Annotated in this window: 8 protein-coding genes; 2 read left to right on the top strand and 6 right to left on the bottom strand. The window is 39.8% G+C overall.

Annotated features, from left to right (window positions below):
• Positions 1 to 17 precede the first annotated feature (17 nt).
• The 4 genes from ACNFU2_RS01535 to ACNFU2_RS01520 are packed head-to-tail and all read right to left on the bottom strand — an operon-like array spanning position 18 to position 6924.
• Positions 18 to 1127, bottom strand: coding sequence for an endo-1,4-beta-xylanase (locus ACNFU2_RS01535; protein ID WP_273647717.1), 1110 nt, complete (start codon positions 1125 to 1127; stop codon positions 18 to 20).
• Positions 1128 to 1136: 9 nt separating this feature from the next.
• Complete coding sequence (locus tag ACNFU2_RS01530) at positions 1137 to 2582, bottom strand: MFS transporter (protein ID WP_273647716.1); 1446 nt, start codon at positions 2580 to 2582, stop codon at positions 1137 to 1139.
• Between the two features lie 28 nt (positions 2583 to 2610).
• Positions 2611 to 4515, bottom strand: a complete 1905-nt coding sequence (locus tag ACNFU2_RS01525; protein ID WP_273647715.1) for a sialate O-acetylesterase — start codon at positions 4513 to 4515, stop codon at positions 2611 to 2613.
• Between the two features lie 21 nt (positions 4516 to 4536).
• Positions 4537 to 6924, bottom strand: coding sequence for a beta-L-arabinofuranosidase domain-containing protein (locus ACNFU2_RS01520; protein WP_418123405.1), 2388 nt, complete (start codon positions 6922 to 6924; stop codon positions 4537 to 4539).
• A 514-nt stretch (positions 6925 to 7438) separates the two neighbouring features.
• Here ACNFU2_RS01520 and ACNFU2_RS01515 point away from each other — a divergent pair.
• Positions 7439 to 8125, top strand: coding sequence for an NUDIX hydrolase (locus ACNFU2_RS01515; RefSeq protein WP_172278194.1), 687 nt, complete (start codon positions 7439 to 7441; stop codon positions 8123 to 8125).
• Positions 8126 to 8770: 645 nt separating this feature from the next.
• Positions 8771 to 10489 (top strand): RICIN domain-containing protein, encoded by a 1719-nt coding sequence (locus ACNFU2_RS01510; RefSeq protein ID WP_273647713.1) that lies wholly within the window; start codon positions 8771 to 8773, stop codon positions 10487 to 10489.
• Positions 10490 to 10569: 80 nt separating this feature from the next.
• On the opposite strand, the gene ACNFU2_RS01505 is transcribed toward ACNFU2_RS01510, so the two are convergent.
• Positions 10570 to 12297 (bottom strand): sodium:solute symporter family transporter, encoded by a 1728-nt coding sequence (locus ACNFU2_RS01505; RefSeq protein WP_273647712.1) that lies wholly within the window; start codon positions 12295 to 12297, stop codon positions 10570 to 10572.
• A gap of 3 nt (positions 12298 to 12300) precedes the next feature.
• The gene (locus tag ACNFU2_RS01500; RefSeq protein ID WP_273647711.1) at positions 12301 to 13458 is read right to left on the bottom strand and encodes an aldose epimerase family protein; all 1158 of its coding nucleotides are present in this window, start codon (positions 13456 to 13458) and stop codon (positions 12301 to 12303) included.
• Between the last annotated feature and the right edge of the window lie 25 nt (positions 13459 to 13483).

The raw sequence follows: 13483 nt of genomic DNA, 5'->3' as shown, positions 1-13483 counted from the left end.
TAAAAATTCTATTGATTTTAGTTTTTCTCTGCCAATTTTATTATTTTTTGTACTACTGGTTTCTCCTGATCTTTCCTGTCAAAAAGTAGCGGGTAATCCGTTCTTCCTTTTACCGGGAAATCGTTTTTCCAGGATTGCTTATCGGTAACACCCCATAAGGTTACTCTTCTTATTTTGTCTTTATGTTTCAAAAACAAACCAAAGAAATCAAGATAGCGTTTTTCCCATTTCGCTTCTACTTCCTTGGGAAGACCTTTGGTGTAAGGATTCATTTCTTTCTGATAGGCAACGGTATCCGAAACATTGGCAGAGCTTCCCCACGGAGAAGGCAGCGCACTTATTTCCAGTTCTGTTATATTAACTTTAACTCCGGCATTGGAATAATCTACAATTGCTTTTTCATACTCATCCATAGAAGGGTTATCCATTCCGACGTGAGACTGCATTCCCACCCCATCAATGCGGATTCCTTTTGATTTAAGCTTTTCAACCATTGTAATGACTGCTTTTACCTTTTCAGGATACCATTCATTATAATCGTTATAGTATAGTTCTGCATTGGGATCGGCTTCCTGTGCATACTGAAATGCCAAAGGAATAAAATCTTCACCCAGGATTTCGTAAAATTTACTTTTTCTGTAGGTTCCGTCTTCCATAATGGCTTCATTCACCACATCCCATCCTTTTACTTTCCCTTTGTAACGGGAAACTACCGTTGTAATATGGTTTTTCATGCGTTGTTTCAATACTTCCGGAGAGACATCCTTCCCATTTTTATCTGTAAAAAACCATTTTGGAAGTTGCGAATGCCAGACTAACGTATGCCCGATGATGAACATCTTGTTTTTTATTCCAAAATCGACAAATTTATCGGCATCGTCAAAGAAGAACTTCCCTTCCTGAGGCTGAAGGAACATAGATTTCATGCAGTTTTCAGCAACAATAGAGCTGAATTGGTTTCTGATGATGGCTACCGCTTTTTTATCTGTACCGTCAATCTGGGGAAGACTCATCGCCGTTCCGATGTAAAATTTATTCTGAAATGCTTTTTTTAAAGTACCGTCAGACTTCTGCGCCGACAGACCGGCAGCGGTAAGAGCCGCCAAACCTAGTAAAATACGTTTCATAGTAATCGTTTATTTTCTTCTTTCAGCCAGATCTTTTTCAATCTGAACTTCCATTTTTTTGTTGATTTTGTAGAATAAAAGCAGTCCGCAGGCAATGAAAAACGGTATGGATGGAAATATGCTCACAAGCATTTTCGCTCCTGCAGCCACTGTTTCAGGCTGAATAGCCTGTTCGCTCCCGTGTACTGAAATGTATCCGTATTTCCCAATGATCAAAGCGACCAATGAGCTTCCGATGCTGAGGCCTACTTTTAAGCCAACCATCATTGCGGAAAAGATAATAGCCGTTGCCCTGCGGTTGTTCTTCCATTCCGAATAATCGGCAACATCAGCAATCATGGCCCACAAAAGCGGCGTACTGATTCCGTAAAAGAATCCGTGTAAGATCTGTGACAAAAACATCACTTTTACTGCTTTCGGAGGGTAAAATATAAACATCAGGATGAACAATGTAGAGATAAATAATGAAGCAATAAAAGTATCACGCTTTCCAAATCTGTCTGCCAGCCTTTTAGAGAAAGTAATCCCGACGATCATCATGACAATTCCTCCTGCATTAAATAATCCGAATCCCGCAGACTTTGGATCTTCTCCGAAGAAATTCATCCCTGCAGAATTAAAAAATGCGGTAATGGGTGAGATAAAGCTCTTCAGGGCATTTTCATCCACATAGTTGTTAAAATAATATACATAAGATCCTCCTTTCATAGCCAATGTGATAAATATAAATGCGGTCACGGTAAGCATAATAATCCACGGTCTGTTCTGGAATAAATCTTTTAAATCTTCTTTCAGACTTGATTTCTGCTCCGGCTTGGGAATGATTCTTTCTTTGGTCGTAAAAAAAGTAATCAGAAGCATTATGGATCCGATCACCGCCAGCCATGTCATAACAGTTTCAATTCCCTGAGCTTTATCTCCGTGTCCTACATATAAAATGATGGGAAGCATAAATACCTGTACAAAGAACTGTGCAAACATCACGGCTACAAAACGGTATGAAGAAATACTGTTCCTTTCTCCCATATCTCCCGTAATAACACCGCTCAACGCAGCATACGGTAAGTTATTGGATGCGTATAATAGCAACAATAATGAATAGGTAACCGCTGCATAGATCATTTTACCCTGATAGGAAAAGTGAGGCGTACTGAAAGCTAATAGTGCTGCAATACCAAGCGGTACAGCGGTAAATAGAATCCATGGACGGAATTTCCCCCATCGTGAGCTTGTACGATCCGCCAGTGCTCCGATAAGCGGGTTAAAGCCAAACCCGGCAATTAAACCTACGGTAAGGGTGATGACAGAGGCATCTTCTGCCTTGAGTCCGTAAATATCCGTATAAAAATAGGTTAAGTAGGTTACCAGGGTCTGAAAAACAAGATTGGCTGCCAGATCTCCCAGGCTATACCCTACTTTTTCTATTACCGATATTTTTTGCGGTTGATTATCCATTGATTTTAATAAGGTTTTCTATGTTAAATTAATTTTTTTCTGTTGTAAAAGGTGAAGCAGGCAGCCCATTTTTGTTTTTAAGATTGCCGTCCGGGTTGTCTGCCCAGTCGTAACGTACATTGACAGGGCTGGTGACCTGGTCATTCCAGACAATGACTTTACTACCTTTTGCTTCTGCTTTGGCCCATTGGTAACTGCCATCTTTCTGCTGTATGGCAAAACCTTTCAGTTCTCCCTGTACCAGATCATCTGTTCCGGGTTTAAAGGATAAAATAATGGTATTCCCTTCTGTTTTCATGGACTGATAAACGGGTCCGTCTGCAATAATCTTTTTACCTTCCGCAATTTTCAGGGCTTGTAAAGCCAATCTGTCACCTACTGTTTTTTTATTCAGCGGATGAATATCGTTCCATTCTCCTACATCAATAGCTACTGCAAGCCCTGCGTAAGGAACATTGAGGGAAACCTGTCTCTGCTGCTCTCTCAGCTCAGCCCAGCCACTATCCAGAGGTTCATCTTTTTTCTCCATGAAATTAGCCAGCTGTACAATCAGGAACGGCAAATCATTCTTGTTCCATTTTGAACGCCAAAGTGAAATCATTGTTGATAGCAAATCTCCATATTCTTTAGGTTTTCCTGTATTGCTTTCACCCTGATACCAGATAAATCCTTTGATTTTATAATTGATCAGCGGGTTAATCATGGCATTATATAGTCCTAACGGTTTCCACCGGATAAAAGTTTGTCCGGGAGCCATTTTTTCCATTTTTGCTCCTATTTTATATTTCCACTCGCCTTTAAGATCTGTTTTTTGTCCGTCAATTTCGAGGTAATACGGTTTATCGGCAATAAACTGTCCCTTACCGCTTCCATTGATTACTCTTACGGTAATGATATTCTTGCCTTCTTTTAAAACACCTTTGGGAACATCATACCAACGTGGCGGATATTCATAAGTCACATTTCCTACTTTAATTCCATTGATGTAAGTAACATCAGCATCTTTTATCCTTCCCAGATTCAAAAATGCTGTTTTCTGATCCACTCCTTTTGGAAGAATAATTTCTTTGCGGAACCATACCGAACCGTCAAACGAGCCTTCCTGATCCTCCCACGATCCCGGTACCACCATGGTTTTCCATCCGGAATCATCCCCATTGTCTTTCTCCCAGTGCTGGTTCAACCCTATATCACTCTGATCAAGCTCTGCATACCATGCTTTGCTTAGGGACCGTTCCTGAGATTCTGTGGTTTTTATCAGGTCATCATTTTTCCATCTTTCTGCTTCAGTAAGATATTCCGGATATTTTCTCAGTGAGTTTTCATCCATCCAGGCCTGAACCGGAGAGCCTCCGAGACTGGTGTGAATGATTCCTACCGGAACTTTGTTTTTTTCATTCAGTTCTTTGGCAAAGAAATAGGCAACTCCTGAAAAATCAAGAATAGTCTGAGGGTTGGTACTTTCCCACTTCCCACCGTCAAGATCATTTTGAGGCGCTTTAAAATTATATTTCTGCGGGACAGTAAAGAATCTTATATTCGGATTATTGGCATTTTTAATTTCATTTTCATACAGAGGTGTCAGCCTGCGCATCGGAAGTTCCATATTGGATTGCCCTGAAGCCACCCATACATCTCCAATAAGGATATCCTTAAGGGTGATCTCATTAATTGTCATGCTATATGGACCACCGGCATTAAGCTTTGGAAGCATAAGGGTCCAGTTGCCATTCTGATCAGCCGTGGCATGATAGGTTTTACTGATAAACTTAACCGTAATTTTTTCTCCCGCATCTGCATATCCCCAGATTTTCAGATCCTGGTTCCTCTGAAGGATCATCCCGTCCGAAACCAAAGCAGGGAGCCTTACTTTTGCATGAAAACTGCAAATGGCTGCCAGAAAAAATAATAAGTATAGGATTCTGTTTTTCATGGGAAAAATCTGTTTTTATTTTTAGTTCAGCTTGTATTGCTTTTCGTATTTTCCTTTCAGCAAACGAACTTCGATGATTTTAGCGGTCATCAATTTTTCATCTGCCAGGAATTTTACCGTTAGATGTTCTTTATTCTTTTCTGAATCCGGTATCGGAACAACCAGATATTGAGGTAAGGCTCCGGACTTTCCGTTCAAATTCTGAGTAATGATGTTTTTACCGTTGATTTCAATATTCAGTACTCGATTGGCATTGGCATCAAAATAAAGCAGGTAAAGGAATGAAGCATTTTTCTCGTTATTTTTCATCTGATAGCTAAACCAGCCTTTGGCATCTCGGAAGTGCCGGTCTTCCATATAACCTGTACCAGAGTCTTTGCTTTCTATAAAATGATCTGATTCCGGCTGCTGTTCGCCCAGTTGGATTCTATCAGTTGTAAGGACATCCAGTTCTTTGGTTTCCGATTCCTCTTTCGCCTTCTGTTTCAGCATATTTTCTATCCCGTTTTTGTCGGCTTGCGGCCAGTACAGAATATATCTTTCTGCCTGGATACTGTAAAACGGTACAAGCTCTAAACCTTTCCCGAATTTTTCCGACGGATAAAGCCCTGTAACGGCAAAGTTGAGCGGTTTACTGTTCAAAGGTGTAACATGGCTGACTACCTCGGAAGGATTTCCAAGGATAACTGGAATTTCGTTTAAAGGAATCTGCGGACCATGAGCAATATGGCCGCCTCTGCTATCGTCCGCAAGAAGTCCCTGTTGGTTTTCGGCACCGTATGTTGCGGCAAGCACTACAGGACCGTATTTAAATGCATAATAATTGGAATGGTCAGGAAGTTGTTCTGCAGAAAGATGCATCGGCAAAATCATTTTCACAACATCTCCTTTTTTCCATCTTTTAGTCAGTGTAAAATAGCCATCGGAACCTCGTTGTACTTTCTCCTGTTTTCCGTTGATCAGAATTTGTACTTCCGAGGCTGTGGTCCATTCCGGACATCTTAGTTTTAAACCAAATTCTGATTTTCCTGCGGCATCAAAGATCAGTGTTGTTTCAGGAACTTCCGGGAAGTTGTTCACCTGACGAACTATCACTTTTTGCTGTTTCCAGGTCAATGTGGAAGGAATAAACAGGTTCACATATAAATCCTTATCCGACCGGGCATAAATCATTTCCCCGTATTTGGCATGATTTTCCATCCCCGATCCTACACAGCACCAGAAGCTGGTCTGAGGCTGTGAATAAACACGATAGTGTCCGGGACGCATCGGGGTAAAGTACACGAAGCCTCCCTGGTTATAATTTTCCGTGGAAAGGATATGATTGTATAATGCTTTTTCGTAATAATCGATATAATAAGATTCAGGTAACGTTGCATAAAGCTCTTTCGTCAGCTTGAGCATATTATAGGTATTGCAGGTTTCCGGACCTTCTATACTTTTTATCATGCTGCTGAAATCATTGGCAGGGTTAAAATGCTCACTGACACTGTTTCCGCCAATAACAGACGATCTTTTCTCGGTAATATTATGCCAGAAAAAATCAGCGGCATTACTCCAGGAAGTATTATTTTCAAGATCAGCAATGCGTTTGTAGCCGATTACTTTTGGAATCTGTGTATTGGCATGAAGACCTGTAAGCTTATCTTCTCCCGCCAGAAGAGGATTAAGGATAGCCTGATGGGAAAAGCGATGAGCCAGTTGCAGATATTTTTTTTCATGGGTGATATCGTAAACATCCGCAAAAACTTCGTTAAGTCCTCCATGCTCACTGCGCAGCATATCCTGTATCTGTTCATCAAAAAGGCCTGACACTTCATTCAGCATCCAATCCGTAAGTCGGATCAACATTGTCTTTGCTTTTTCACTTTTTGCATACCAATAGGCATCGCGTAATCCTGCATATAACTTATGAATATTATACAAAGGAACCCAGCGATCATTCAATCCAAAACCTGAGGCGCGTATATTCCCCTGCTTTATTTCTTTCCAGATCTTTTTCCCGTTGGGAACCCCAGAAATGTATCCGTCCGGAGAAGCTTTCTGGCATCGTTCCAGCTCACTGATCATATAATCAATCCTCTGCTTGATTCCGGAATCACCTGTGGAAGCATACATTAATGATAGTGCAGAAATGTAGTGTCCTCCTATATGACCATCTAATCCGGTGTTTTCCCAATTGGGGTAATTATCTGCTTTTGGTTTTAGTCCGGCTTCCTTAAGATAGGGAGCCAGCAATCTGTCCGGCTCCATCTCCATAAGGTATTTCCGGTCTGCTGTCATGGCTTTATTGAAAACACTCTCTGATAACCTTACAGTTTCCAAAGGGAAATAATGAATTTTCTCCTTTACCTGGGCTGAGGTGAATGAAGCGAAACACAATAAAATAACTGAAAATTTTGGTCTCATGAATAAATGTTAATTCAACATTTCTAAAATAATGGAAACAATCTATATACGAAACTTTTTTTGAGTCTGTTTTAGTTATTTTTTTATTTAAAATCTTTCACAAAGCCCGGAAAATAAAAGAAAAGCCACTACCTTATCATAAAAAATAAGATAATCAATTCACAGAAAAAGAAAACTTTGCAATCACAGGATTCCCTATGAAAATGAATTAAGAATACGTTTTAATAAAAATTTCAATGATATAGCGAATACCTTATCGTATTTTTAACGTTAAGCTATTTTAATTAATAATAATAAGTGTTAATTCTAATTTTAACACAATTTTAACATTAAATTCATATACATTTAACTGGATTTCATTGCTATTTTTCATTTTTAATCCCAGTTTTAGCTCCCAAAATACCTTTGTAGAATCGTTTTAATAAAAATAATGATTCAGATTTAAAAGTGTAAGAATTACATTTGTATAAGATCGTAAGTATAAAAGTTTTACCTTTGCATCAAAATATAAAAGATGACTGAGGATTACTCCCAATATCCCAAACACCTGGTTGCTGTTGACTGCATTATTTTCGGTTTTGATGGCGAAAATCTTAAAATCCTATTGGTAAAAAGAAATTTTGAACCCCAGATGGGCGAATGGTCCCTCATGGGTGGATTCATTGGCAGTGAAGAGACATCCGATGAAGCGGCCAACAGGGTTCTGTATACATTAACTGGTCTTGAAAATATTTATCTTGAACAGCTGAAATGTTATACGGAAATTAAACGTGAGCCTACAGCCAGAATCATGTCAATCTCCTACTATGCATTGATCAATATTGAAAAAGATATTCAGATCAATGAACAGTACAGTGCAGAATGGGTTGAGCTTCAGAAAGCACCGGATCTTATTTTCGATCATAACGATATGGTAAAGGATGCGGTAGCCAGACTGAGGAGAAGAGCTTCCACCGGACCTATCGGCTTTGAGCTTCTTCCTGAAAAATTCACCATGAAGGATCTTCAGAATCTTTATGAAGCCATTTTTGACGAAAAATTCGATAAGCGTAATTTCACAAGCAAGATCAATAGCATGGATATCCTTGTCAATACCAATAAAAAGGATATGACCTCATCCAGAAAAGGTTCTTTTCTTTACCGCTTTGACGAAAAAAAATACACCAAGAAAATATCGCGCGGGTTTATGTTTAAAATGTAATTGTTTTTGATATTATGCAAATCATCTATTTAATATCTATACCCTGCACCTTTCCACAAATCTTCTATGACCTTAAGATAAATGAAATCTCGTTTTTTACGGGATTTTTTTTTGAGCTAACCTGGAAATTTCAGCTGGCAAATAAACATTTGCGCCTTTTTATAGAAGTATCATAAAGAAAATTTATGATAAGGTTTTCTATTTTCCCTTTCAAATAAAACAATTATAACTATTTGCCAATTATTATATTTATGATATGATTTTTTATGTTAATTTTAACTAAAATATTGCCATATATTTAAATAAATATGTATTTTTATACAAAACTAACAACAACAAATATCATTTATTTGAATTTTCATCATATCATGCTTCATGCGTGAAAAATGGAGAAAAAGAGAATAAGGGTTTTCATATCTGAAACCTGACAGAGATAGTCCTGTCATTTCCTCCCCGTGATTAATGCCGAAAAACCGCAACAGATTACAACACTTTGAGATAAGCAGTTTTTAGTCAATACGCCCTGTCCAGTCAACTATCCCATTAAGATTTAAAAAAATCGAGTATCTGCATGATCCTTCTAAGGGTAAAGAGGAAAAAATCGATCACCAAAAACAAAATTAATAACCCTTTAATATATAAATTATGAGAACAAACACAATGTGGCTATTTATGGCCTTTCTGTTAACCATTCTTTCGGGCTGCTCCCGGATGGAAAAAACTTTACAAGAAGAACCTGAAAACAATGTAAGCGCCAATGCCAGTGCAAGAGCATTGGCAGCAACTCCAATGCTGCATGTTGGAGGCAGATACCTTAAAGACCCTTGTGACAATAACGTTATCTTACATGGGGTTGCCATAACCCCCAGCCCCTGGTTCAATGGATGTCAATATGGTGCGAATTCCGGCTACTGTACCTGGGATAATTACAATGTACAGGGTGCTCTGAACTACAACAAAGCTGTTATGAACAAGCTCAGCAGCGCTTCCGATGGCTGGTACCTCAATTACATCCGCCTTCATATTGATCCGTATTGGACCAATGATCCCGGACCAGCTATCCCGGAGAACGATATCTCAAGATTCAATTACAGCCGCCTGGTTACCTACACCGATCAGGTAATTATCCCACTGATCAACCATGCCCGCAGTCTGGGAATGTATGTCATCCTTCGCCCACCAGGTGTATGCCCAAATCGTATTGCAGTCAATGATGCGTACCATAGCTATCTGAAGACCGTATGGACTTTTCTGTCTCAGCATCCCGGATTAAAGAATGCTGACAATGTGATGTTTGAATTAGCTAACGAACCTGTTGAAATCCTGGGAACAAATGGTGCTTGGGGTAGTACGGGAAATGAGCATTTTGCAGCACTCAAAAACTTCTTTCAGCCACTGGTTAATATCATCCGTAACAACGGAGCCAACAATGTTTGCTGGATTCCGGGTACAGGCTGGCAATCGCATTATCAAGGCTATGTCAATAATCAGATCACAGGAGGTAATATTGGCTACGCTGTTCATATTTATCCCGGTTACTGGGGTGGTCTCAACAACTATCAATCCTTTCAGAACGCATGGAATGTCAACGTTAAACCGATTGCAGACATTGCACCGATCGCCATTACCGAGACCGATTGGGCACCACAAGGATATGGTACCTTCGGCATTGGTAATACCGGTACGGCAGGCGGAAGCGGATTTGGTGCCAATTTAAAATACATCGTGGATCAATCCGGCAATGTAAGCTGGAATGTTCTTGCCCCGGATAACCTCCTCCACAAAGGCGATCCTAATGCAGGAACAGCTTACAACAACGATTGGGAAGCCTGCGCTGCCCCGGTTAAACAGTGGTTTCAGCAATATGCATCCTCCAACTACCCCGTTGCCAACTGCAACACAAACAGTAGCCTGGTTAATAATGGTATTTATGAGATCGAATTTCAGACTGATGCCAACAAAGTAGTTGATCTGAAATCAGGAGAAGACGCCAATGGTGCAGTATTAAGGCCATGGACAAGGAATGGCGCTGCTGCACAGCGATGGGTTGCCATTGACGCAGGTAATGGCTACTGGCGTTTTGTATCCAAAGCCAGCGCAACCAATCGTTGTATTGATCTGGCCAGCAATAGTAATACATTGGGAACTTCGATCAGGCTTTGGCAGAACTATAGTAATGACGCACAAGCCTGGCAGGTAGTTGCTGTCTCTAATGGTTATTACAAAATACTATCCAAGGTGGATCCTACACGCGGCTGGGATATTCCCAACTGTACCATGGATGGTAATTCAAACTTACATCTTTGGGATTATTATGGTACATCCTGCCAGCTGTTTAAGTTCAAATTTATAGCAATGAACTAAACGTACATAACCAATTCTAAGATCAAAAAAAATAGGATGCTTTTTCAGCATCCTATTTTATTTGTTATGTATAATAATTTCTACCAAAACCTTACATACAAGGCCGTCAGTAAAAGCAGCGTCATTACGATCAATACTAAAGTTCTGTTATCCACTTTAAACATCGTCACATCAATGGCAAAAGCTTTAGGGTTTACTTTCGGACCTGCAAGACTGATCAGGATCATCACGATTATCGTGATAAAGAATGACCATCCCATATTGATCAGGAAAGGAATCTCGGTAATGGTATGAACTACACCATTCTCCAGCTTTTCATAAGTGAATGCAGTATACAACCATGTTTCTTTCCCGAAAATCTCTACAGCAAAACTGTTGAAGAAGATCGCCAGGACAAAACCTAAGATAACTCCTACCAATGCAGCTGTACCGGTTGTTCTCTTCCAGAACATTCCCAGAAGGAACATGGCAAAAACTCCAGGACTGATAAAGCCTGTATATTTCTGGATAAATGTGAAACCTCCTTCACCTCCAATTCCTAAAACGTCTGTCCAGGTAAAAGCCAATGCAACCATCATGGCAATAATAATGACCCAACGGCCTGTTCTCACCATCTGGATTTCGGTGGCATCTGTTTTAAGGTATTTTTTATAGATATCCAGCGTAAAAATAGTTGAAATACTGTTCACTTTTCCTGCCAGTGAAGCCACAATCGCTGCGGTCAAAGCGGCAATAGCCAATCCTTTCAATCCTACTGGTAAAAATCCTAATATTGCAGAGTAGGCTCCGTCTTTCACTCCGTTGAATCCCGGAAGATGTCCTTTTGAATATAAAACATAAGCGGCAATTCCCGGAAGCATTACGATTACAGGCATGAATAATTTCAGAAAACCAGCAAACAGAATTCCTGTTCTTGCCGTCTTCAGATCTGCCCCTAAAGCTCTCTGGGTGATGTATTGATTACAACCCCAATAGTTCAGGTTAACAATCCACTGACCGGCAAAATACATCGCCAAACCAGGTAATACGACATACTTCTGTACATCCAGATTCTGAGGCATTGCCAACGTAGTTGTGGTGGTTGTTGGTTTTTGAAGAATCAGCTTAAAGTGCTGCGGAGCCTCATTGATCAGGGTATTAAATCCTGCTAAAGCATTTCCTACAGCTGCTCCGTTGATTCTCTGGTCCACAATCTGCAGCGCCATATACACCGTTGCAAAACCACCAATGATAAGAACTGCCACTTGTATAACGTCTGTATATCCTATCACTTTCATACCTCCAAGACCAATCAGAAGGGCCATAAGCAGAAGAGCGATCATAATACCGTGAAGATGTTCTCCTCCCAGTAAAGTATCAATAGCAAGAGCACCCAGATAAAGGATAGAAGTAAGATTCACGATAACATACAGAAACAGCCAGAATACAGCCATGATCAGTGAAACAGATTTGTTATACCTTCTCTCCAGAAATTGAGGCATGGTATAGATCTTATTTTTAAGATAGATCGGAATAAACCAGACCGCAATAATAATCAACGCAAGAGCAGCGATCCATTCGTAAGCGGCAACAGCGATTCCGACAAAGAAACCTTCGCCACTCATTCCGATAAACTGTTCAGCAGAAATATTGGAAGCGATTAAGCTGGCTCCGATAGCCCACCAGGTCAAAGATCCTTCGGCAAGGAAATAATCTTTACTTCCTGTAGATTCAGATTTTTTCTTTTTATAGATCCATAATCCGTAGGAAGCTACCACTACGAAATAGATCAGAAATATGATGATATCAATAGTTGCTAATTTTCCCATAGTTTAGTTTTTAACGGAGAATTTATAGATGGTTTTCGAGTGGTATTTCTGCCCAGGCTTCAATTCTGTAGAAGGGAAAGAAGGCTGGTTTGGTGAATCAGGAAAATGCTGGGTCTCTAAGCAGAATCCTGTTCTGAATTCATTTTTACCACCTGTTTTGGTATCAAATTTTCCGTCAAGAAAATTTCCGGAATAAAACTGCACACCAGGCTCATCGGTGAAAACTTCCATCAGCCTTCCTGTTCCCTGATGATATACTTTGGCGATACTTCTAAGTCCTTTTCCATTCAGGATCCAGTTATGGTCATACCCTTTTCCTTTTTTCAGCTGATCGTCGTCTGCACTGATATCTTTTCCGATCGGTTTTGATATCGTGAAATCAAAAGGAGTCCCTTTTACAGCTTTCTGCTCACCTGTAGGAATTAAGGTTTCGTTCACCGGAAGAAAATGATCTGCATTAATCTGCAGTTCATGATCAGTAATCGTTTTAGTAAAATTCCCGGACAGGTTAAAATAAGAATGCTGGGTAAGATTTACCACTGTAGGCTTATCCGTCTCAGCCTCGTAAGAAATTTCCAAGGCGTTGTCGTCTGTAAGCGTGTAAAAAACAGTTGTTGTTAATTTCCCCGGATATCCTTCTTCACCATCTGCACTGATATAAGATAATTTCAATGTCGGAAATTTTGCATCTTTTACTGCCTCAATATTCCAGAATCTGGTATGAAATCCCTCCTTTCCTCCGTGAAGGCTGTTGGGACCATCATTTTTATCAATTTCGTATGTTTTACCTTCCAGTGCGAATTTGGCATTGGCAATCCTATTGCCGTATCTTCCGATCAAAGCACCGAAATAATAAGGGTTGCCATCGAAATATCCTTCGGGTTTTGTAAAGCCAAGCACTACATCTTCGTATTTCCCATTTCTGTCCGGAGCGGTTAAGGATGTGATAATTCCCCCGAAGTTGATGACCTCAACTTTCATCCCGTTTTTATTGGTCAACGTATATTTTTTAATAGAATCGCCTTTTGGCGTCACTCCATAGTCTGAAGTAGAAATATTCTCCATTTTTCCTGAAATATCCTGTTTATTATTTTCTTTTTTACAGCCGAAAATAATTAAAAATAATAAAATAAAAATGCCGTTATATGTTGTTTTTTTCATAATTATTTACATATTTTTTAAAATT

Origin of the sequence: Chryseobacterium sp. PTM-20240506 (genome assembly GCF_048296755.1) — a bacterium.
GTDB lineage: Bacteria > Bacteroidota > Bacteroidia > Flavobacteriales > Weeksellaceae > Chryseobacterium > Chryseobacterium proteolyticum.
This window is presented reverse-complemented; position numbering and strand designations above follow the sequence as displayed.